Source organism: Candidatus Fukatsuia symbiotica, from assembly GCF_003122425.1.
Classification (GTDB): Bacteria; Pseudomonadota; Gammaproteobacteria; order Enterobacterales; family Enterobacteriaceae; genus Fukatsuia; species Fukatsuia symbiotica.
In genome coordinates, this window is the sequence record NZ_CP021659.1 from 2,791,737 (window position 1) to 2,815,663 (window position 23,927).

The 23,927-nt window shown below is 42.5% G+C and carries 19 protein-coding genes and 3 pseudogenes; 3 read left to right on the forward strand and 19 right to left on the reverse strand.

The genetic code is table 11. From position 1 onward, the window contains the following. Window position 1 precedes the first annotated feature (1 nt). The 13 genes from CCS41_RS13600 to kefG form a co-directional block, all read right to left on the reverse strand. On the reverse strand, window positions 2–739 hold the full coding sequence (locus CCS41_RS13600) for an amino acid ABC transporter permease (protein WP_072549822.1): 738 nt from the start codon (window positions 737–739) through the stop codon (window positions 2–4). A gap of 294 nt (window positions 740–1,033) precedes the next feature. Next, window positions 1,034–1,900, reverse strand: coding sequence for an ABC transporter substrate-binding protein (locus CCS41_RS13605; protein WP_072549821.1), 867 nt, complete (start codon window positions 1,898–1,900; stop codon window positions 1,034–1,036). Between the two features lie 397 nt (window positions 1,901–2,297). After that, window positions 2,298–2,990 carry a bactofilin family protein gene (locus CCS41_RS13610; RefSeq protein WP_072549820.1) on the reverse strand — a complete coding sequence of 231 codons (693 nt, stop codon included), beginning with the start codon at window positions 2,988–2,990 and terminating at the stop codon, window positions 2,298–2,300. 377 nt (window positions 2,991–3,367) lie between these two features. Beyond that, on the reverse strand, window positions 3,368–4,114 hold the full coding sequence (gene phoU, locus CCS41_RS13615; protein ID WP_072549819.1) for a phosphate signaling complex protein PhoU: 747 nt from the start codon (window positions 4,112–4,114) through the stop codon (window positions 3,368–3,370). A gap of 14 nt (window positions 4,115–4,128) precedes the next feature. Then, on the reverse strand, window positions 4,129–4,896 hold the full coding sequence (pstB, locus tag CCS41_RS13620) for a phosphate ABC transporter ATP-binding protein PstB (protein ID WP_072549818.1): 768 nt from the start codon (window positions 4,894–4,896) through the stop codon (window positions 4,129–4,131). A 213-nt stretch (window positions 4,897–5,109) separates the two neighbouring features. After that, window positions 5,110–6,006 carry a phosphate ABC transporter permease PstA gene (pstA, locus tag CCS41_RS13625; protein WP_072549817.1) on the reverse strand — a complete coding sequence of 299 codons (897 nt, stop codon included), beginning with the start codon at window positions 6,004–6,006 and terminating at the stop codon, window positions 5,110–5,112. Next, window positions 6,003–6,965, reverse strand: coding sequence for a phosphate ABC transporter permease PstC (pstC, locus tag CCS41_RS13630; RefSeq protein WP_072549859.1), 963 nt, complete (start codon window positions 6,963–6,965; stop codon window positions 6,003–6,005). Before pstC ends, pstA begins: the two co-directional genes overlap by 4 nt. A 67-nt stretch (window positions 6,966–7,032) precedes the next feature. Continuing rightward, complete coding sequence (gene pstS / locus CCS41_RS13635; protein ID WP_072549816.1) at window positions 7,033–8,070, reverse strand: phosphate ABC transporter substrate-binding protein PstS; 1,038 nt, start codon at window positions 8,068–8,070, stop codon at window positions 7,033–7,035. A 334-nt stretch (window positions 8,071–8,404) separates the two neighbouring features. Beyond that, on the reverse strand, window positions 8,405–9,406 hold the full coding sequence (locus CCS41_RS13640; RefSeq protein WP_162860090.1) for a hypothetical protein: 1,002 nt from the start codon (window positions 9,404–9,406) through the stop codon (window positions 8,405–8,407). A 138-nt stretch (window positions 9,407–9,544) separates the two neighbouring features. Continuing rightward, window positions 9,545–10,612: an outer membrane-stress sensor serine endopeptidase DegS gene (degS, locus tag CCS41_RS13645; protein WP_072549814.1), complete on the reverse strand. Its 1,068-nt coding sequence runs from the start codon at window positions 10,610–10,612 to the stop codon at window positions 9,545–9,547. A 208-nt stretch (window positions 10,613–10,820) separates the two neighbouring features. Continuing rightward, window positions 10,821–11,021 carry a YheV family putative zinc ribbon protein gene (locus tag CCS41_RS13650; RefSeq protein ID WP_072549813.1) on the reverse strand — a complete coding sequence of 67 codons (201 nt, stop codon included), beginning with the start codon at window positions 11,019–11,021 and terminating at the stop codon, window positions 10,821–10,823. A 15-nt stretch (window positions 11,022–11,036) separates the two neighbouring features. Continuing rightward, window positions 11,037–12,845: a glutathione-regulated potassium-efflux system protein KefB gene (gene kefB, locus CCS41_RS13655; protein WP_072549812.1), complete on the reverse strand. Its 1,809-nt coding sequence runs from the start codon at window positions 12,843–12,845 to the stop codon at window positions 11,037–11,039. 2 nt (window positions 12,846–12,847) lie between these two features. Beyond that, a complete protein-coding gene (gene kefG, locus CCS41_RS13660) occupies window positions 12,848–13,414 on the reverse strand; it encodes a glutathione-regulated potassium-efflux system ancillary protein KefG (RefSeq protein WP_072549858.1) in 567 nt (188 codons plus the stop codon). 125 nt (window positions 13,415–13,539) lie between these two features. On the opposite strand from kefG, the gene CCS41_RS13665 reads away from it, so the two are divergent. Continuing rightward, the gene (locus CCS41_RS13665) at window positions 13,540–15,435 is read left to right on the forward strand and encodes an ABC transporter ATP-binding protein (protein WP_072549811.1); all 1,896 of its coding nucleotides are present in this window, start codon (window positions 13,540–13,542) and stop codon (window positions 15,433–15,435) included. After that, window positions 15,432–16,469, forward strand: a complete 1,038-nt coding sequence (locus tag CCS41_RS13670; protein ID WP_072549810.1) for a glycosyltransferase — start codon at window positions 15,432–15,434, stop codon at window positions 16,467–16,469. The genes CCS41_RS13665 and CCS41_RS13670 overlap by 4 nt, the downstream gene beginning before the upstream one ends. 28 nt (window positions 16,470–16,497) lie before the next feature. Here the strand turns inward: CCS41_RS13670 and rlmB are convergent, their stop codons facing one another. Continuing rightward, window positions 16,498–17,241 carry a 23S rRNA (guanosine(2251)-2'-O)-methyltransferase RlmB gene (gene rlmB, locus CCS41_RS13675; RefSeq protein WP_072549809.1) on the reverse strand — a complete coding sequence of 248 codons (744 nt, stop codon included), beginning with the start codon at window positions 17,239–17,241 and terminating at the stop codon, window positions 16,498–16,500. A gap of 310 nt (window positions 17,242–17,551) precedes the next feature. On the opposite strand from rlmB, the gene CCS41_RS13680 reads away from it, so the two are divergent. Further along, complete coding sequence (locus CCS41_RS13680) at window positions 17,552–17,887, forward strand: hypothetical protein (protein WP_205411439.1); 336 nt, start codon at window positions 17,552–17,554, stop codon at window positions 17,885–17,887. Window positions 17,888–18,032: 145 nt separating this feature from the next. Here CCS41_RS13680 and CCS41_RS13685 read toward each other — a convergent pair whose 3' ends face one another. The 5 genes and pseudogenes from CCS41_RS13685 to atpD form a co-directional block, all read right to left on the reverse strand. Continuing rightward, complete coding sequence (locus CCS41_RS13685; protein WP_072549807.1) at window positions 18,033–18,545, reverse strand: hypothetical protein; 513 nt, start codon at window positions 18,543–18,545, stop codon at window positions 18,033–18,035. 191 nt (window positions 18,546–18,736) lie between these two features. Further along, window positions 18,737–20,561: pseudogene (gene glmS / locus CCS41_RS13690) on the reverse strand (glutamine--fructose-6-phosphate transaminase (isomerizing)). A 12-nt stretch (window positions 20,562–20,573) separates the two neighbouring features. Next, a pseudogene (glmU, locus tag CCS41_RS13695) lies at window positions 20,574–21,946 on the reverse strand (bifunctional UDP-N-acetylglucosamine diphosphorylase/glucosamine-1-phosphate N-acetyltransferase GlmU). A gap of 122 nt (window positions 21,947–22,068) precedes the next feature. After that, window positions 22,069–22,482: a F0F1 ATP synthase subunit epsilon gene (locus CCS41_RS13700; protein ID WP_162860106.1), complete on the reverse strand. Its 414-nt coding sequence runs from the start codon at window positions 22,480–22,482 to the stop codon at window positions 22,069–22,071. A 30-nt stretch (window positions 22,483–22,512) separates the two neighbouring features. Next, window positions 22,513–23,894 (reverse strand): annotated as a pseudogene (gene atpD, locus CCS41_RS13705) (F0F1 ATP synthase subunit beta). Between the last annotated feature and the right edge of the window lie 33 nt (window positions 23,895–23,927).

The window sequence follows — 23,927 nt, forward strand, 5'->3', positions numbered from 1 at the left end:
CTTAATGTTTCCTGACTGTCATTCGTTGCTGACGCCACATACCCCAAACCTCAATTAACGCAATAATGGCAACATACAGTACAGTGGCAATACCAAAAGCCTGGAAGGTACGCAATGTTTCAGTTTCTACCTGACGGGAAGTATAAGAAAGTTCAGCGACACCAATTGCCATAGTCAGTGATGAATTTTTAATCACATTCATATATTGCCCAAGCAACGGCGACATAGCGATTTTTAATGCCTGTGGCAAAATCACATAACGCATCGATTGCCACCCCGTTAATCCCAATGCCTGCGCTGCATATTTCTGCCCACGAGCAACACCCGCGATACCGGCACGTAACTCTTCAGCAATAAATGCAGCTGAATAAAGCGTTAAGCCGATTAAACCGCTTAAAAACTCAAAAGACGGCCAACGGAGGACTAAATTAAAGAGTATCAATTCATGGGCAGTATTTAGCCACTGCATCCAGGACAGAGGCAGTAGCTGACCCACAGCAAAGTACCAAAAAAAAAGCTGCACCAACAACGGCGTATTACGAAAGACAGAGCTGTAAATAATGACAGACCATTGCAGTATTTTTAGATGACTATCTCTGGCTACCGCCAGTAAAAATCCTAATGATGTCGCCGCGGCCACCGTACAAGCAGAAATCCACAAAGTAAGTAGAAAGCCATCCCATAACCAAAGCAAATATTGCGGAGCCAATAGCCAATCAGTGAGATACTGCAACTTCATAAGTGACGTCCATCAATGTCATAATAAGGCATTAAACTTCTAAGAACCTATTCGAAATCTCTTGTGCTCGCCGTGTTTTGGTCAAATAATTCGTCAAAAACGGGCTCAAAATGCTCATTGACTCTATGTAAACTGCGCTTTTTCGCCCACTTTTTCCTCGTCTGAGCGTCGCTCAAGAGGATTTGGAATAGATTCTTACAAAACCTACAAAAAAATACTCAGCCCTACACCGGAAAAAGTGTAGGGCTGGAAAAACAACATTCAGACGGGGAACACCCGCCAAATATACACCAGTCAATCGGCCACTGGCTGTTGATCAAGAAGAGCAAATTTAAAATCACCGCGCGGCTGAGCTGAACGGGTTTCCGCGCCAAACCAACGGTTATAAATATTGAGCGCATCACCGTCTTCTTCCAGCTTTATCAACGTTCGGTTGATGAACTCAATTAAGCGCTTTTCTCCTTTAGCCGCCGCTACTCCTTGGTATTCTTTCGTGATACTAAAAGGAGAAATTTCAAAATCAGCCTTCTGTGCTACAGGTATATTACCCAGCAAACCCACCAATTTGGCATCATCTTGAGTAATTGCCTGAACATTGCCATTACGCAACGCAGCAAACGCTATAGGTGTATCATCATAAGAAATGACTTTAGCCATAGGATAATGCTCACGCAAGGTAATTTCCTGCACGGTGCCTTTATCTGCGCCAATACGTAATTGCTTAATATCCTCCGGCGTTTTTAATACACCTTTACGAGCAATAAATTTTTGACCGGTAGCAAAGTAAGGCAAACTGAAATCTACTTCTTTTTCTCGCTCACGAGTGATAGTGAAATTAGCAGCGATCAGATCAACTTTTTTCGATTTCAGCAATGGAATACGGTTAGCAGGATTGGTCGCCCGCAATTCTAATTTGATCGATTCGACCGGGAGTTTTAATTCGACCGAGAGTGCTTTAGCGATAGCCTCGGCGATATCGACGTCATATCCCACCAGTTTTTTCGTCAGTGGATCCACGTAGCCAAAAGGCGGATTACTATCGAAAACGGCAACACGTACCACACCCGCCCCTTTAATCTCATCGAGTTTATCAGCATAAGCCACACCAGAAAGAGTAACGAAACTGGTCAACAGGATTAGTAATATAGCAAAATTCTTCATCAAATCACTCCTGAGAACATGTTCAAAATCTGCTGAGTCCGCTGATACCTCATCACTCGTAACCCAAGATACCGTTCTACATTCACTATACACACTAAGTCACAGATTAAAACTAACCAGTCATGTATGCAAGTAAGTCGTAGACTAAGCTTTTTCACCTTGCAGGAAAGATTTTAAACAAACCTTAAATAATTAATATTGCACATCGGCGCAGCCTAGCAATTAGCACGATAGATTAGGAAATAATATAAAAAGCTATATTTATAACTTTTTTCTTGGTAGGTTCAGTTAAAAATAATAGACTTCTTGCAAAATCATAGTTCGTTATGCGAAGTCAGGGCACCTGGCGCGCAGTAATTTCACGGTACGAGCACAAGAGATTTCGAACAGGTTCTAATTAAGCATTAGCTAAAATATCATCAGACAATGGATCTGTGATGGCTCTCTCTTTAGATTTTTTCCGTTCCACTGATGAAGCGGCATTCTGCTGTGTTTTACCTCTAGCGTTATTCGGTTCTTCGCTGATTTCAGACTGACCAATAAACACACCACCTTTTTTGATCGAAAAGTTAGTACCTTTGACAATACCTTTTAAACGACCATGCTCAAGTATTTCTAAATGATCAGAAACACAAACGCCATCAACACGACCATCAATAGTAATATGAGGAGCGGTTAAATTACCCTCAATATTACCGCTGCGCATTAATCTTATTGTCCCCTCAGTGACAGTAATATCACCGATGACAACACCATAAATTTGAATATCACCTTCGAGATCGACATTCCCCTTTAACTGTGTACCAGAAGCAATGATAGTATTCGTTTTAGTCAAATCCTGAGATGGGTTAGATACAGGAGAATTACCCGGCAGCGGGACATTAGTCGCTGACGATATTTCATTATTATTACTATTGACTTTCTTTTTAAACATGGTTTTTATCAACATAAAAAGTAAAACTAAAAAAAACAATACAGGAACAAAAAGTAGGCAAATGATACAATCATAAAATACATAGCCCACTAAACCAATAACCCATCCGCTCCACAAGAGACATAACACGATATTCTTGCGTACAAATAGGTTCATAGTTATTCGTCCCAGCCAGAAAAGCATCAATTACAATAGACTTCTTGCAAAACCTACTACGTCCTCTAAATACGTGCTGTAAATTCTGCGTTACCTGATGCTCGCAATCCTCATGTACGCAGTACAAAATAACAACATAGGAACAAAAAAATAAATCCCACAGATCCATAAAATATTTCAAGAATAATAATACAGATTGAGACTGGAAATAAACCATCTCATCTAAATTATTTTAATAATTCAATTTATTACATACATAAAAAACTTCCGTCAAGGAAACAAAGCGGAAGTTTTCTGGTTTTAATTAATAGAAATCATCATATATTATTAATTTTGGTTTTACACAAAAAATAAAAGTATACAAAACGGAAAGTATTTTATTTGGCTCTTTTTTTCTTATCGTCAACGTTTTTATCATTAGCAAGCAATTTTTCCAACGCATCCTCTCCCTGATGGCGAAGATCTTGCCCTTTAACAAAGTAGAAAATAAATTCACAAATATTTTGACAACGATCACCAATACGCTCAATAGAACGGGCGCAAAATAGCGCTGTTAAAACATTGGGAATAGTCCGCGGATCTTCCATCATATAGGTCATTAATTGACGCACAATTCCTTCATATTCCTGATCCACTTTTTTATCTTCACGATAAATGCGGGTAGCATCATTCAGATCCATTCTGGCAAAAGCATCCAGTACATCATGTAACATTTTCACCGTATGTCGCCCTAATGATTCCAGACTCACCAGTAACGGCTGATGCTGCTGAGAGAAGTTTTCCAACGCCGTGCGACAAATTTTATCAGCGACATCACCAATACGTTCCAACTCTGAAATAGTTTTGATGATCACCATGATCAAACGTAAATCACTGGCGGCAGGCTGACGTTTAGCAATGATACGCACACAAGCTTCATCGATGAGGATTTCCATCTTATTGACCTCCTCATCACCCTTAATAACCCGCTCTGCCCGATCACCATCCAACTTATGCATAGCAGTGATGGCGTCATTTAACTGTTGCTCTACCAAACCTCCCATCTTCAAAACCTGGGTACGGATGTGTTCAAGTTCTGTATTAAACTGACCGGAGATATGTTGATTCAGTTTGAAGTTATCCATGATCTGTCCTGTTTTTAACCGTAGCGGCCAGTGATGTAATCTTCCGTCTGTTTTTTCTGCGGAGCGGTGAATAATGTATCGGTATCACTAAATTCAATTAATTCGCCTAAATACATAAATGCAGTGTGATCAGAACAACGTGCCGCCTGCTGCATATTGTGTGTCACCATCACCACCGTATAATCTGATTTCAATTCACTAATTAATTCTTCAATTTTGCCGGTGGAAATAGGATCAAGTGCCGAACAAGGTTCATCCAACAATAATACTTCAGGACGAACGGCAATAGCGCGTGCAATACATAAGCGTTGCTGTTGCCCGCCCGATAAACTATTACCACTTTGACTCAGCTTATCTTTGGTTTCACTCCACAACGCCGCTTTCGCTAGCGCCCATTGCACCCTTTCATCCATATCTGAGCGAGATAAATTCTCAAATAAGCGAACACCAAAGGTGATATTATCGTAAATTGACATCGGGAAAGGGGTTGGCTTTTGAAAAACCATGCCCACTCTGGCGCGCAATAATGCAATATCTTGCTGATCAATAAGAACATTTTTTCCATCAAGCAGGATATCGCCAGTGACACTCTGATCTGAATATAGCAGGTACATTTTATTAAAAGTACGCAGCAATGTTGATTTACCACAACCTGATGGACCAATAAAGGCCGTGACTTGATTTTTAGCAATATCCAACGAAATATTCTTCAACGCATGAAACTTGCCATAGTAAAAGTTCAAATCGCGAACTTGAAGTTTACTACCGGGGATCTTACTCATTAAAACGTCTCTCCTTTAAGAACCTGTTACAAATCTTCTTGAGCGACGCTCAGACGAGGAAAAAATGAGCGAAAAAGCGCAGTTTACATAGAGTAAGTGAGCATTTTGAACTCGTTTTTGACGAATTACTTGACCAAAACACAGCGAGCACAAGAGATTTCGAACAGGTTAATAACCCACGCTGCTGGAGCCACGCTACAGATTTTTGGCGCATCAGTTTGTTTTTTTAGCGAACGTAACCCGCGCCAGAATATTTAACAACAGCACACAAAGCGTAATCAGTATTACCCCTGCCCAAGCAAGTTGCTGCCATTCGCTAAACGGACTCATGGCAAATTTAAATATCGTTACCGGCAAATTGGCAATAGGATGATGCAGGTCTGTGCTCCAAAATTGATTAGAGAGCGAAGTAAATAACAAGGGCGCGGTTTCACCGGCAATACGAGCCACAGCCAGCAAAATGCCTGTCAGAATACCAGAGATCGATGCCTTCAGGGTAATAGCCGTGACAATACGCCATCTGGGTGTTCCTAATGCATAAGCCGCTTCCCGCAAACTATTTGGCACCAGTTTCAACATGTTTTCCGTGGTACGAACAACAATAGGCACTTGGAGTAATGCCAATGCGATGACCCCTGCCCAGCCGGAAAAATGTTCCATCCTTGTCACTACCACGGTGTAAACGAATAATCCCACCACAATAGAGGGAGCAGATAACAGAATATCATTGATAAAACGTGTTATTTCAGCTAACCAGGATTGACGTCCATATTCTGCTAGATAGATACCCGCCATAATGCCAAGCGGTGTACCTATCAGTGTCGCCCATAAAATTAATAATCCACTGCCAGCAATAGCGTTAGCCAAACCACCATCCGCAGCATTAGGCGGTGGTGTCATCTCGGTAAATAACGCCAGTGACATACCATCGATTCCTTTAGTCACAGTGGTGAATAGAATCCATACTAACCAAAACAAGCCAAAGATCATCGTTGTCATTGAAAGTAGCAGCGCCACCAAATTTTTTTGCCGACGCCATGCCTGTTTTTTGCGTCGAGTTTCTATTAATTTCTCACTATTTTGTAAGATTACCTCGTTTTGTATTGTCATGTTAACGCCCCCTCCTGCTTAGCTAGACGTAAAATCATTAACTTAGAGAGGACCAAAACAATAAAAGTGATCAAAAATAAAATGAGTCCCAATTCCATCAACGCTGAAGTATGTAAAGGTGACTCCGCCTCAGCAAATTCGTTTGCTAGCGCAGAAGTAATGCTGTTACCCGGCATAAATAACGAAAAATTATCGAGTTGATACGTATTACCGATGATAAAAGTAACCGCCATAGTTTCACCAAGTGCGCGACCAAGCCCCAGTATCACTCCACCAATAACACCATTTTTGGTAAATGGCAGCACAATACGCCAAATAACTTCCCAGGTGGTACAACCGATACCATAAGCCGACTCCTTCATCATCACCGGCGTTTGTTCGAAGACATCGCGCATCACAGCGGCAATATAGGGAATAATCATAATGGCTAAAATAATGCCAGCTGCCAAAATACCGATACCAAATGCTGCGCCAGAGAACAACACACCAACGATCGGTACTCCAGCAAGGACATCACCCACTGGCTCTTGAAAATAGCGAGCAAACAGTGGAGCAAAGACAAACAAACCCCACATACCGTAGACAATGCTAGGGATCGCGGCAAGCAATTCGACGGCGATCCCAAGGGGGCGCTTCAGCCAACGGGGAGCAAGTTCGGTTAAAAATAGCGCGATACCAAAACTCACAGGAACCGCAATAATCAGAGCAATCACCGAAGTCACTATCGTGCCGTAGATAGGAACCAATGCGCCAAATTTTTCAGCGGGAGGATCCCATTCTTTATCCCATAAAAAGGCAAAACCAAATTTTTCAATGCTAGGCCAAGAAGCAACCAGCAGCGAGATAATGATACCGCCCAGCAAAAATAAGGTAACTAACGCTGCCAGTTTAACCAGCGTACCAAAAATAATATCACCGTACTGATTGGGTGCTTTGATCGTAGGCTTATAAGCAGCCATAGATTTTTTTCTCATCTGGGAGTAATTAGGGTTTGTAAAGCCTGTTCCAAATCTTCTTGAGCGACGCTCATAAAGTTTTACCCTCTTCAGTGCTAATCTGAGTTTTCCAGGCAGCACGGATTTGTTCAACCACTTCGGCTGGCAGCATCGCATAATCAAGGTCATTTGCTTGTCTAGCGCCGTTTTTGTAACTCCAATCAAAGAATTTCAGTACCTCTCTTCCTTTAACGGCATCTTTTTGTACTTTATGTAACAAAATAAACGTCGTTGAAGTGATCGGCCAGACATCCTTGCCTTTCTTATTAGTCAAATCTTGCGCGAATGTTTGGCTCCAATCCGCCTCTTTCGCGGCGGCACTAAAACTCATTACTGTCGGGCTGACGGGCTGACCATCGGCAGAAACTAATTTGGTATAGGCTAAACCCGTTTCCTTGACGTAAGAATATTCTACATAGCCGATACTACCGGGCAAGCGTTGTACGCATGCCGCAACACCATCATTCCCCTTACCGCCAAGACCTACTGGCCAATTAACACTGGAACCGAAACCCACTTTTTTCTTCCATTCGGTATTCACTTTTGCCAAATATTGGGTAAAGACAAAAGAGGTGCCTGAACCATCAGCGCGGCGCACAACGGCAATATTTTTATCCGGCAGTGTGACTCCGGGATTGAGTTTAGCAATCGCCGCATCATTCCATTTTGTCACCTTACCTAAATAGATATCACCTAATGTTTGGCCATTCAATATTAATTCATTAGATTTAATACCGGGCAGATTGACCACCATCACCACACCACCGATAACAGTAGGAAATTGAAATAAGCCATTAATAGCCAGTTTATCGTTAGACAATGGCTTATCTGAAGCACCGAAGGCCACAGTATTGGCGATAATTTGTTTTTCACCCCCTGAAGAACCTATGCCTTGATAATTTACTTTATTCCCCGTTTCTTTCTGATAAGCATCCGCCCATTGAGCATACACAGGCGTGGGGAAGGTCGCACCCGCACCCGTCAGGTTAACAGCAGCAAAGGCGGACAGAGTAAATACAGATAAGACCACAGCAATGATATTTTCTACGGTGATACGTATCAGTTTCATACATTCTCCCAATCAGGATGAAAATTATTTTCATGCAGACAAAAAAACGTTGTATACCCAATGCATTTCGAGTTACGGCAAGGCGGCAATCAATCGAATCCCAGGAGTGTACAGATAGTACATGACTGGGATGAGTGCGAGCCGCCAACGCCGCCGTAACTTGAAAGGCGAAGGGTATATCAGATAAAAACAATAGCAGAGGAGAACATAGGGCAGTTTAATGACAGAAAGATGGATTATTTATTACAGTTTTATGACAAGCCCCGGGTAACCAAGGCTTCAATTTTTTTTCGCTGTTATCCGATCACTGATTTCAGGTTTAATCATTCGCTATTTATCTCAACTGCCTTAATATAGCTAATTGAGTCGATAGACTATGTGATCGAAGTTGTGTTTCATTTGCCGTGAATTTGTGGGATACAAATTCTACGTTCCCGTCCTTATCAATCGAAATTTTAGCTTCAAATTCAACTTCTTCATAAGCTAATTTATCGTATTCAGAATCTTGTTCTCTTAAAATAAATTCGATCTGATCAGCAGTTTTTGATGATAATGTGGTCGTCACGGTAATACTGCCGCTCTCCTCACGACAGACTTGAACTTTATTAGAAGGACTAAATAACATATAATAATAGAATGGAGATTTATATTTCTCTAATACTTTGATTAACGGTGCAGAAAAAGTCTGCGAAGCAACTACATTTAATGCAATGGCTTGTTTTTTATCTTTATCTTTATCTTTATCTTTATCTTTATCTTTAATAGAGTCATATACAATCTTTAATGTTTCAAATACTTCTGGTACCTTAAATCCTACAAAAGAATATTTCTGTCTAGGTAAATCGTTAGATAACTGTTCAAACGGATCACAACCATCTATAGGTATAGAATTAATCAATTCCTGAACTTTATTCGTCAACTGTTTTGAAAAATTAATTTTTTCTCTATATTCTTCAATATCATTTATTCTTTGACCAAAAAGATTATTAACATTTTTTTCTTCCGCAGTAAAATGCTTAGACTCAAATACGCGTACTAATTTTCCATTAACAAAAAATTCCAGATTTGAGGTTTGGCTGTTTTGTTCGATATGAAATCTATCCCTATAAGCTTCGTCAGCAATGTCTTTTAATTCAACAAAAGAGTCGACACATTCAGATAATGTTGTGTACTTATTATCTTTAAACAGACTAGAGAATTTATCATATGCTTTAATATCAGAGAAACAATGTTCTATTCTATTAAAGAGTGTCTTAATTAAATCCTCTTTTGTTGGAGGATTCTTTTTTGTAAAAAATTGAGTTACATAAGGAAATGCCCCAAATATAAACATCATCAACCTCAAAAACATAAAAAATAAATTGCATACATTTATACCAGATAATGAAAAATATTATTTTTATATTCCGCTCAAACTATAAACTTTCACTCAATGACACACGATTTTTTTTGCCACTGATCAGATCAAAGCGATTCAATTATCCGGGTATTCACTGATGGTTATTTTTAATATTATTTGCTGACCATGACGTAATATCAGTACTGAAACAGGCGTACCAGGATGTATTTCAGCCACCTGATCCATCGTTTCTATGGTAGAGACGACTTTATTGTTATTAACATTCAGAATAATATCGCCAACCTGTACACCCGCTGTGGCAGCAGGCCCGCTGGGTGAAATCTGGTTCACTTTAATGCCGTGTGTCGCGCCTTGTTTAGCATTAATCGCATTAAATGGCGGATAATCGTTACCCGTGATACCAATATAACCGCGAATAACACGCCCATCGCGGATCAGTTTTTGCATCACTTTGCTTGCCAGTGCAGCGGGAATAGCAAAGCCTATCCCTTCCGGCGTTTCTCCGTTACTGCTTTTGTCGAATGATAAAGTATTAATCCCCACCAACTGGCCTAATGTATTGATCAAGGCACCACCGGAGTTGCCACGGTTAATTGATGCATCGGTTTGTAGAAAATTTTGCCGCCCAGAATCACTCAAGCCAATACGACCTGTCGCACTGATGATACCCTGAGTGACCGTCTGCCCAAGATTATAGGGATTACCTATCGCTAGCACCACATCACCAATATGTGTTATGCGTTGGCTATCAATCGGGATCACCGGCAAATTATCTGCATCAATTTTTAACACCGCCAGATCGGTCAAACTGTCTGAGCTAACGAGTGAGGCTTCGTATACGCGACCATCTTGTAGTGCCACAATAATTTGCTCTGCGTGATTGATGACGTGTTTATTAGTAACAATGTACCCTTTATCACTCATAATAACGCCAGAACCCAACGTCCGTATCGCGAGGCCATTCCGAGTGGCACTCCCCAGGCTACGGTTATAAACATTGACCACCGCCGGAGCTGCGCGCCTTACTCCCTGACTATAACTGATGGGAACGTCTTTAATAGCACTCTCCTGTCTACCCTCGTTTTTTTCCATAAAAAACGAACGTAATACCGGTAATAATATCAGTAAAATAGAGGCAAAAATCAGACCTAAAATAACAGAGCGCAATAACTTAAGTAACATAAAATTTTAAAATATAAAAGGATAGAGGGTTGAAGAATAGCATTTGTAAACCGAGTACAGCACACCCTAATTCATTGATGATGATATCAATAGGCTTCTTGCAAAACCGGCGCCTGGCGCGCAGCAATCGCTGCGTACACGAGTACATGAGGATTACGAGCACCAGGTAACGCAGAATTTGCAGCACACAGTAGGTTTTACAAAAAGCCTAATGAGGACGAAACATACCGATCACATGCTCACCAGAGCGGGTAGCTTTCGAGGGCGTATCGAGCTGATATTGATGATGACCACAGCGCACACATTCCACCACTTCCTTTTGCTCTTCTCGCCATAATGCCAAGGTGTCTAACGCATGACACTGTGGACAAATCGCACCCGCAATAAACCTTTTACGCATGATTGTCATGACCGATCTCCAAAATTATTCGTATGTATCCCAACCATCTAATTGCCGCCGTTCATTTTGCATTTCACGCTGGAAAATATCCTCAAGTTCACGGCGTGCTTCCTTCACTCTAGAAATCTGTGCCACATCACCATGATGATGAGGCATCAATTCACGTAGCATCCGCATATCTAAACGGCGGAAATGCTGTTGCACCCGATAAGCCTGATGGGGATGCATACCTAATTCTAATAACGTCTTGCGTCCTAATTCCAAAGCACTGGAAAAAGTCTCACGAGTAAAATTTTCTATGCCATTTTGCAACAGTTCGTGTGCTTCCACTCTACCTCTTGCACGGGCAAAGATTTTCAAATTAGGAAAATGTTGCTGGCAGAGATGAACCAATATCATAGTATCTTCCGGCTCATGACAGGTGATGACGATCGCCTTCGCTTTTTCTGCACCCGCTGCACGTAAAAGCTCAAGTTGTGTAGCATCACCGTAATAGACTTTGTAACCATACTTACGCATCATACTCACGGCACTAACATCACGTTCCAATACGGTAATGCGCATTTTATTAGCCATGAGTAAACGCCCAATCACTTGCCCAAAGCGACCGAATCCAACAATAATCACCTGAGGATCATTATCTTCGACAAAAGGCTTTTCATCATTTTCTTCCGACGTGTTATAACGGCGCGCGAGCAGCCAATCTATTATCTTCATCAGCAAGGGTGTCGTCATCATCGATAGTGTTACTACCACCAGCAGCAATGCCAATTGATCCGCCGCTAGCACTTTTTGGCTAAATGCGGCAGAAAACAGAACGAAAGCAAATTCTCCTCCCTGGCTCAATACACCAGCAAATTGCAAGCGTGCTGAGCGGCGTAAAGCAAAAAGACGTGACAAAGCATAGAGTACCACGGCTTTTATAGAAACCAGCGTCACGACCCCCACCAGCACTAACAACACATGGCTAAAGAGCACACCGATATTTAATGCCATTCCCACCGAAATAAAAAATAACCCGAGCAATAATCCTTTAAAAGGTTCAATGGCAATTTCTAGTTCGTGCTGAAATTCACTTTCTGCCAGTAAAACACCCGCAATAAAAGTGCCTAATGCCATAGACAAACCCAATGCATCCATAAATAAGGCCGAACCTAACACGACCAATAACGCGGCAGCGGTAAAGACCTCCCGTACCCCTGAAGCGACAATATAACGAAACAAGGGACGTAACAGATAGCGACAACCGATCAACATCCCCGCGAAAGCAACCATTTTCATACTGATTTTAAGCCAATCGTTATTCTCTCCGCCGCTGCCTGCCAAAATAGGAATTAACGCCAATGCTGGGATCACCGCCATATCTTGAAACAACAACACCGAGAATCCAAGCTGTCCCCCTTCGTTGTGATTCATCCCTTTTTCACGCATCAATTGTATCGCCATTGCGGTAGAAGACATCGCCAGACCGATACCACCAATTACCGCCGCTTGCCAAGCGAAATGAGTTGCATAAAGTAAAGCACCGAGAATGATTGAAGTGATCACCACCTGGCCGGTACCCACGCCAAATATCGAGCGCCTAAGCTGCCACAATTTTGCCGGTTTAAGCTCCAATCCGATGATAAACATCAAAAAAACGACCCCTAATTCGGAAAAATGCAAAATTTCATCGACATCACGGATAAGACCCAATCCCCAAGGACCAATAGCAATCCCGGCGACGAGATAGCCCAGGACAGCACCAATCCCTAAACGCTGAGCTATCGGCACAGCAACGACAGCGGCAAATAAAAACAGCAGGATAGCGATTAATAGTATTGGATATTCCATTATTAGACCTCTTGCAAAACCGTACCTGTGGTATCAAATGGCGATTGCAGCCACTGCGCATATTTATCGGCTTGTTGTTGTAATAACTCCGGATTTTGCCGCCGTGCACAATAAATGATAATCGGGATCATCCAATGCATGCGGCACATCAACGCTGTCAGCTCAAAAGGCCGCAGGATATCACTCATCGGATAACGGTTATAACCACCCAACTGATACGCCACATCAGGTTCACCCGTAGTAATCACCGAACGCCAGTATTTTCCCTTCAGAGCACCTCCAGTCGGTCCATTGGCAAAACCGCGTACTAATACCCGATCCAGCCATTCTTTTAGCAAGGCCGGACAACTATTGGTATACAGAGGGTGTTGAAACACAATGACATGATGCTCCTGTAACAATCGTTGTTCATACTGGGCATCAATAAAAGAATCCGGATAATGCGCGTAGAGATCGTGCACGGTAACATGTTCTAATTTTTGAATAGCTTGCAGCAAAACCCGATTCGCAACCGAGCTTTGTGGTTCAGGATGAGCATATAACAATAGGATTTTAGGTGGTTGCAAAATCATTCCTCTCTAAAGCGTCGTCAAGGTGATGGTTTTCCGTTACCATGCGAAGATTAAATTTCGTAAGAGGTTTAATCTATCTTAAGATAATTACAAATTAACATATTCTGCACATACGGCGCGCTATGATTGTTTTCTCCTCTTTGCAAATTCGACGCGGTACCCGTGTCTTACTAAACAACGCGACAGCAACGGTTAATCCGGGTCGAAAGGTCGGTCTAATCGGCAAAAATGGTTGTGGTAAATCAACACTACTGGCGCTACTGAAAAATGAAATCAGTGCTGATGGCGGTAACGTCACTTTTCCCAATAACTGGGCTTTAACCTGGGTCGATCAAGAGACTCCTGCTTTGGATGTACCGGCAGTAGAATACGTTATCGACGGCGACCGTGAATTTCGTCAATTGCAAGCCCAACTGCAAACAGCCAACGAAAAAAACGATGGTCTTGCCATTGCCAACCTACACGGAAAATTAGACACCATGCAGGCCTGGACTATTCAAGCACGCGCCGCCAGCCTACTCAATGGCTTGGGATTTTCACAACAGCAGCTGCAACAAGAGGTACACACCTTTTCCGGAGGCTGGCGAATGCGCCTTAATCTGGCTCAGGCACTGATTTGCCGTTCAGATCTGTTATTGCTAGATGAGCCGACCAACCACCTTGATTTAGACGCTGTTATCTGGCTGGAGAAGTGGCTAAAAAATTACCCCGGCACCTTGATTCTTATTTCCCATGACCGTGATTTTCTTGATCCTATTATCGATGAAATTTTACACATTGAACAGCAGACACTATACGAATACAGAGGAAATTATTCATCATTTGAACGGCAACGCGCGGCCAAACTTTCGCAACAACAGTCAATCTATCAGCATCAACAAGAAAAAAGGGCACATTTACAAAATTATATTGACCGTTTCCGTGCCAAAGCCAGTAAAGCCAAACAAGCGCAAAGTCGTATCAAGATGTTGAAACGTATGGAATTAATCGCGCCAGCACATGTCGATAACCCGTTTCATTTTAATTTTTTCACGCCAGAAAACCTACCCAATCCGTTACTACAGATGGAGAAAGTCAGTGCCGGTTATGGTGAGCGGATTATTTTGCAATCGATCAAGTTGAATTTAGTCCCTGGTTCACGTATCGGTTTGTTGGGACGTAACGGCGCAGGGAAATCAACCTTCATTAAGCTGCTGGCAGGTAGCCTAACACCACAAAGCGGTGAAATCAGCTTATCCAGAGGAATTAAGCTCGGTTACTTTGCACAACATCAACTGGAATATTTACGGGCTGATGAATCACCATTGCAGCATATTAATCGCTTGGCTCCCCATGAGACAGAGCAGCGTTTGCGTGACTATCTTGCTGGTTTTGGTTTTCAGAGAGGGCAGGTGATTGATCCGGTAGCCAGTTTCTCCGGTGGCGAAAAAGCACGCCTAGTACTGGCGTTGATTGTCTGGCAGCGTCCCAATTTATTGCTACTCGATGAACCCACCAATCATTTAGATCTCGATATGCGGCAAGCACTCACCGAAGCATTGATTGATTTTGAGGGCGCACTGGTAGTGGTTTCGCACGACCGTCATTTATTACGTTCAACTACTGATGAGTTGTATCTGGTACATGATGGCAAGGTGGCACCCTTTGCCGGTGATTTGGATGATTACCAACAATGGTTAGGCGATTTACAACGTCAGCAAACGCAGCAACATAATCCCATTAAAGGCCAAAAACGGCGCGATGCAGAGTTCCTTAGTCAAAGTCAACCCTTGCGTAAACAAGTGACGACACTGGAACAACAGCTAGAGAAATTAAATACGGAATTGACGACCATTACGGAAAAACTCGCTGATGTCACGTTATACGACATGGCTCGCAAAACCGATCTGACGCTATGCCTGCAACAACAAACCCAGGCTAAAATCAAACTGGAAAAGGTTGAAATAGATTGGCTGGATGCACAGGAAAAACTAGAGCTAATGACTCAGAAATTTGCAGCGGAACAAAAAAAAGTATGAAGCCAATCGAGGTTAGCGTTATTGTACCGGTGTTCAATTGTGCTGCTTATCTTACTGATTTAATGGATTCATTATGCAGTCAATCCGGTGTGTCATGGGAGATGATTGCGGTCAATGATGGTTCGACAGATGACAGCCTGGTAATATTGCAGGAGATAGCCGCTACCGATACCAGACTAGTCATTATTAATCAATCGAATCAAGGGGTTGCTGCTGCACGTAACAGCGCTCTAGCACAAGCGCGTGGTCATTGGGTTGCTTTCGTCGATGCAGATGATTGGTTAGCTCCCGATACGTTACAAACCTGGGTGCAACAGGCGAACAGATTAAATGTCGATTTACTCATCGGCAACGGATTTCGCTTCAGGATTGATCCTCATGCGCAGCACGCAAAACAAGCGCCCCTTCACACAACAAAAGGTTGCACAAAAGATTTACTGTATCATCATCCACCAGGACAGGTAATAAGTGGTCGACAATGGATTATTCATAGTGTTAAACAAGATGAATGGCTGCATTATGTATGGCTACAATTTGTTCGCCGGGATCTCATCGTGAATAACCAACTGGCGTTTATCCACGACATGGTACATGAAGATATTTTATGGACCACCGATCTGGCGCTAGTCGCGCAGCGGATTGGCTTTTGTGCGACACCATTTTATGGCTATCGCATCAATCCGTTGTCAATTACTCATTCACACTCTGCCCAATCGCTATACAACAGGGCAAACAGCTATGTAGACATCATTAAGGGATTGCTGGACAGAGCAACAACTACGGGGGATGATCCCTTGCTACGCAAAGCATTACTACGCCATGCTAACCGTGAAAGCGGCCATTTTTTAGGGCTAATGCGTAAAAAAATAGCCAGCTCACCGGAACATACCGAGCTGGCTCGCCGTTTTATCAGATTAGGGTTACGTAGCGCTTTATTCCTCGGTGCAACCAACATCAGTGATTTTTGGCGTGCGCTACGCTGTAGTCTAACAATCAGCTATTATGCCGTTGCTAATATCCGCGCCACACAGTAGTTTTTGCAAGAAGTCTAATGATTTCCAATCAAATAAGACTACGTTGACGTACCACTTCAAACAAACAAACACCAGTAGCAACAGAAACATTCAAAGAAGACACCACACCGACCATCGGGATACGGATTAATTTATCGCAATGCTCACGAGTCAAACGACGCATACCTGTCCCCTCTGATCCCATCACTAAGGCCATAGGCCCAGTCAAATTGCTTTGATATACACTTTCTTTCGCTTCACCTGCCGTACCAACAATACAAATATCTTGTTCTTTTAATAGCCGCAGGGTGCGTGCCAAATTAGTTACCGTAATCAAGGGTACACTTTCAGCTGCACCACTCGCTACCTTCTTCACCGTGGCGTTAAGTGAAGCAGAGCGATTACGAGGTACAATAACCATATCCACACCTGCCACATCTGCACTTCGCAAACAGGCGCCTAAATTATGTGGATCGGTAACACCATCCAACACCAGTAAAAGGGGGGTCTCTGTCTCTATACCGGCTAGCAAACCAAGCAAATCACTTTCCTGGTACTGACGTCCTTTACGGACTCGCACCACAATACTCTGATGCACACCCCCTTCAGCCTGGGAATCCAGCCATTTTCGATTGGCGTGCTGAACCGCTAAACCGCAGGCTTCCACTTGAGAAACCAACGCTTGTAACCGACGGTCATGGTTATCTTTTTGAATAAAAACCTCGAGAAAACGTTGTGGCTCACGCTCTAACAAAGCTTTGACGGCATGAATACCGTAAATAATTTCGCTCATGCAAAGATCCGCTTTCTAATTGCAGGCCAATAGGTTTAGATACATTTTCTCAGCCAAGCCGATTATTTTGTCATCCGCAGTAATAGACGTCATCTTTTCAACCTTCGACTGAGAAACCAGTATTCTATCAAATGGGTCTTTGTACATATCCGGTAAAGCTGATAGATTTATAGGCTTCATTACCTCCCATTATACTTTTTGAGAATAAAGGATATACAAAAAAATGAGTACATGTTCAATCACAGGACTAAAGCAACAACTCATTAAGTCTAAAGAATTAAATACCGTATGGAACTATTTTTTCGATCTAATGAAAGAAACAGGGAGTTTACGAAAGGATAACACTACCATTCCAAAACCTAAAGAAGAAGATACCCTGATAGCTGTACTGACTATAATCGAGAATATCGTAGGTCAAAAATTGGATAGAAAAGTAACTTTTATTAACTTGATGTTTAATAAAGTTTCCGATTCACACTTTTATCACGGTTTTTGCATGATTAAGGGCTTTTCCCAACCTCTTTCCATTTTTTATTTTCTTGATGTTGAAATGGGATCCTTCCTTTATAACAAAAATGGGCGTTCCGAGATGTTCAGATTTTCACTGACAACAACAACAGATCCTAATACTTTAATTAAACATTAAGATTTTTCTGCCGTTTGTTGACACATTCACAATGTTTAGTAATATATTCCATAAATGCCTCACTATCTCGTGATTAACAATCTGATGAAACATTTTTATCTCGATATAGGGGGCACTTATTCATTCTTAATTAGAGTGTTATTTTTTATGAATAGTCTTGAAGTAGTTTCATTGTATCACTACTGCTTGGTCCTCCAGAACTAAATACACCTGTTAATCTTTCCAAAAATGATTCTTTTTTAGAACTTTCTTCTTTTATAAGGCCGATAAGAGTATTTTGTAAAGTAATGAGAGGTTTGAATTTATTAGGCTTAAATGTTGCAGTATTTTCGCAGATCTTAATTATAGATTGTATTACTACAGTATATTCATCGCCCAAACACGTAATCTTAGTTTTTTCCGTTTTACTTAATTTCTTTACAGCTTCATTCAATGATTTTGCTGCCTTATTAATACTTGAGACATGATCTGCATTTAACTTTGATCCTGGCTCGAACCCTACGTTTAATTCTTTCAACGGTTCTTTTATTTTAGCCCAAAATATATCTATGTAATCAAGCAGGCAGTTTTTTAATTTTCCTTTTTCCAACAGTACTTCTGGGACTACTCCAGCATTTCCTGCTGAAACAGGCTGAGATGATATGGAATCAGCTCTCATCTACTGGTATGGAACTTCTCCAGCACCAGTAGCACCAACGCTTAGCATAATATTTATCCTCAATTCAATTAATTTCTTTAACTAAGAAAAAACAAGGCCTAATAATAGGCCAAGAGAGTCTCTTAATCAGCAACTCACTAACGAATAACAGTAGCTAATGAAGAATTGTATAAAGATAGGATTCACAACGCTTATTCAACCGTCACCGATTTTGCTAAATTACGCGGTTGATCGACATCGGTGCCTTTAATCAGAGCGACATAATAGGCAAGCAGTTGCAGTGGCACGGTATAAAAAATGGGCGCGATAATTTCTTCTACATGTGGTAATGGAATAATTTTCATGCCATTACTGTCACTAAAACCCGCATTTTGATCAGCGAAGACATACAACTGCCCCCTCGGGCGCGTACTTCTTCAATATTCGATTTCAGTTTTTCTAGCAGTTCATTATTTGGCGCGACAACAACAACCGGCATCTCATTATCGACCAGTGCCAACGGGCCATGTTTCAACTCACCGGCAGCGTAAGCTTCAGCATGAATATAAGAGATCTCTTTTAGCTTTAGGGCACCTTCCATAGCAATCGGATATTGATCACCTCGCCCAAGAAACAACGCATGCTTTTTATCAGCAAAATTTTGTGCCAACATCTCAATGGTTTTATCCAGTGCCAACATCTGTTCTATTCTGGCAGGCAATTTTTGCAGTGCCTGCACAATATCATGTTCCCGACTTTCCTCTTGACCTTGCAAACACCCAATGTAGGCCACCAGCATTAACAACACGGTTAGTTGGCTCGTAAATGCCTTGGTAGAAGCAACACCAATTTCAGTACCGGCTTTAGTCATCAATGCCATATCGGATTCACGTACTAATGAAGACGCCAAAACGTTACAGATCGCCAATGAACCTAAATAGCCAAGCTCTTTAGACAGACGTAATGCCGCCAGCGTATCTGCCGTTTCTCCCGATTGTGACAACGTGATCAGTAGACTATTTGTACGTGCGCAAGATTTGCGGTAACGGAATTCAGAGGCAATTTCAACATCGCATGCTATGCCTGCTAAAGATTCAAACCAATAGCGTGCTACCATCCCTGAATTGTAAGAGGTGCCACAGGCAATAATTTGAATATGTTGTACCCTGACAGTAACTCCTGTTTTTCAGCCAATTCTGACAAATCGACTTTACCATGATTCAAACGGCCTTCCAGTGCATTTTTAATCGCTATCGGCTGTTCATAGATTTCTTTTTCCATGTAATGACGATAGGTTCCTTTATCACCCGCATCATACTTTGTTTGCGATTCAACTACTGGGCGTTTTACTACATTGCCCTGTTTATCAAAAATACTCAGATTATCGGCACTTATTTCGGCCAGATCCCCTTCTTCCAGGAAAATAAAACGACGGGCAACAGGTAGCAGAGCTAATTGGTCGGAGGCAATAAAATTTTCACCCTCGCCACAACCAATCACCAGTGGACTACCTGAACGAGCAGCCACTAAACGACCAGGATCACGACTATCCATTATCACTGCACCATAAGCACCGCGCAATTGAGCAATCACAGCTTTAACCACCTCGAGCAGAGAACCACCTTGCTGTTGCTGCCAATTCACGAGATGAGCAATCACTTCAGTATCGGTTTCAGAAGTAAAATGATAACCACGACTGATCAATAGCTCGCGTAATGATTCATGGTTTTCAATAATACCGTTGTGAACCACAGAAATATGTTGCGAAACATGAGGATGTGCATTGACTTCTGAAGGTTCACCGTGAGTCGCCCAACGGGTATGTGCAATGCCGGTACTACCCTGTAATTTTTGCATTACAGCAGCATCAGACAATACCTGCACTTTACCCACTCGACGCAAACTATTCATCTGACCTTTGCTATCGACCACGGTTAGACCGGCGGAATCATAACCGCGATATTCAAGACGGCGTAAACCTTCAATCAATATTTCAGCAATATCACGTTGCGCTACTGCACCAACAATTCCACACATCAGTTTATATTCCTATTTAACGATTTTTTTTACCGGACGCTGCCAACCTTGAATATTGCATTGTTTAACACGACTGAGTACCAACTCGTTTTCAGCAATATCATTTGTTACTGTCGTACCGGCGCCGATGGTCGCCCCATTTGCCACCTTAATCGGTGCTACAAATTGGCTAGCCGAACCAACAAAAACATTATTACCGATGATCGTTTTATATTTATTAGCACCATCATAGTTACAAGTGATGCTTCCTGCTCCGATATTCACGCCAGAACCAATATCAGCATCTCCAAGGTAAGAAAGATGACCCGCCTTGGAGCCTTTGCCCAAACGTGTCTTTTTAATCTCGACAAAGTTGCCAACCTGCACCCCTCAGCCAACTCACTCCCTGGACGTAAGCGAGCAAAAGGACCAACGCTGCAAGTCGCCTCCAAAGAGGCATTTTCCAGTACGGTATAAGGTTTAATTTGACAGTCATCACCAATCCGCGAATTTTTTAAAATACATCCAGCACCGATATGTACCCGATCTCCCAAGGTGACACTACCTTCAATAATCACGTTGGTATCAATAGTAACGTCGCAACCACAGGTCAAACCACCACGTAAATCGAAACGCGCCACATCGAGCAAAGTTACGCCAGATAAAAGTAATTTCTCTGCCTGCTCCATTTGAAATACCCTCTCAAGACGTGCAAGCTGCAAGCGGTTATTAATACCTTCAACTTCACTAAAACGAGCAGGCTGGACGGTAGCGATTTTTCTACCCTCAGCATGAGCAAACGCGATGATATCAGTGAGATAAAATTCACCTTGGGCGTTGTCATTATTTAGCATAGACAACCCCTGTTTCAGATCAGCACCATTAGCAACCAAAATACCGGTATTGATTTCGTTGATTGCTCGCTGACTGTTATTGGCGTCTTTATGCTCGACAATGCCGATAACATCACCGTTTTCACGTAAAATGCGACCATAACCACAGGGATCATCCCGCTTGACTGTCAGCAAACCGATACCTCCCGTAGGCTTGACCGCTAACAAGTGCTTTAATGTTTCCACTGTGATCAAGGGCACGTCGCCATATAACACCAGAACATCTTCATCAGCAGAAAAATAGGGTGCTGCTTGCTGCACAGCATGTCCGGTGCCAAGCTGTTGCTGTTGCAAGACCCAATTCAATTCAAGATCAATCAACGTCTCTTTAAGTAATTCGCCACCATACCCATAAACCACATGAATGTTGCTCGCTCCTAATTCTAAGGCAGCGTCAATGACATGCCGCACCATAGGTTTGCCTGCCAGTGGATGTAACACCTTAGGCAGTGCTGAGTACATCCGTGTTCCCTTACCGGCAGCAAGAATGACGACACTTAAACTGTTTGACATAAATAACCTGATTACTCTAATTGAATGGTTGAATATAGGACGAGGTTTTGCAAGAAGTCTAATGAAACAACATAGCCCACCAAGGGTGGGCCAAAGGTACATCACTTTCTTAATCAATACGATCACATCGCTTTTTTGATCAATTCGATTACACGTAGTTTCGCAATCTCTTTTGCCAGTTCAGCAGATAACTGGGCATAATCAACATCACAGTGAGAATCATTAATATGGCTTTCTGCTTTGTGCTTAGCTTCCAGCGCCTTTGCTTCATCGAGATCTTCCCCACGAATAGCGGTATCAGCCAGTACGATTACAACATTCGGATGCACCTCAAGGAGGCCACCAGAAAGATAAATAAATTCTTCTTCACCGAACTGTTTAACAATACGTACCATGCCAGGATTAATGGAAGTCAATAGCGGAGCATGGCCTGGATAAATGCCCAATTCTCCTTCACTACCCGTCACCTGAATTTTTTGTACTAGGCCAGAAAACATCCTCTTTTCTGCACTGACCACATCCAGACGGTAAGTCATTGTAGCCATGTCACCCTCCTGTCAGCAGTGTTACAGTTTTTTGGCTTTTTCCACAGCTTCTTCAATGGTACCAACCATATAGAACGCCTGCTCTGGCAGATGATCATAATCACCGTCCATAATGCCTTTAAAACCACGGATAGTATCTTTTAGCGAGACGAATTTGCCTGGAGAACCGGTAAACACTTCCGCAACAAAGAACGGTTGCGACAGAAAACGCTGAATTTTACGGGCGCGGGAGACAACCAGCTTATCTTCTTCCGATAATTCGTCCATCCCCAGAATCGCAATAATGTCTTTTAGTTCCTGGTAGCGCTGTAGAATCGATTGAACCCCCGAGCAACATCATAATGCTCCTGACCAACAATCAACGGATCAAGTTGACGACTGGTAGAATCAAGTGGATCAACTGCCGGATAGATACCCAGAGAAGCAATTTGACGGCTTAATACAACAGTTGCATCCAAATGAGCAAAGGTGGTAGCAGGTGATGGATCCGTCAAATCATCAGCAGGCACATAGACAGCCTGTACTGAGGTAATAGAACCCGTTTTCGTCGAGGTAATACGTTCCTGCAACACTCCCATTTCTTCTGCCAGAGTGGGTTGATAACCTACCGCTGATGGCATACGCCCCAACAATGCCGAAACTTCGGTACCCGCCAAGGTATAACGATAAATATTATCGACGAAAAACAGAACGTCACGCCCTTCATCACGAAATTTCTCTGCCATAGTGAGGCCAGTCAGCGCCACACGCAGACGGTTGCCTGGTGGCTCATTCATCTGGCCATATACCAGAGAAACCTTATCTAATACGTTAGAATCTTTCATTTCATGGTAGAAGTCGTTACCTTCACGGGTACGCTCACCAACCCCGGCAAACACCGAGTAACCTGAATGCTCAATCGCAATGTTGCGGATAAGCTCCATCATATTTACCGTTTTACCCACGCCAGCACCACCAAACAGACCGACCTTCCCGCCCTTGGCGAACGGACAGATCAGATCCATTACTTTGATCCCGGTTTCTAGTAAATCTTGTGAATTGGCAAGTTCTTCATAACGAGGCGCTTCACGGTGGATCGCCCAACGTTCTTCTTCGCCAATGGCACCTTTCATGTCGATGGGTTCACCCAACACGTTCATGATCCGACCAAGCGTCGCTTTACCAACAGGTACCTTGATCGGATTACCTTGGTTGATTACCCGTAATCCGCGCCGTAAACCGTCTGAAGATCCCATTGCAATACAACGAACAACACCACCTCCGAGTTGTTGCTGTACTTCCAACACTAACTTACTCGCTGCTCCTTTCACCTCAAGAGCATGGTACACCTTAGGCACCGCGTCTTGAGGAAATTCGACGTCCACTACGGCGCCAATTACCTGGATAATCTTTCCAGTAGCCATCTTAAATCCTCTACGTAACACGTAAAATTTTAC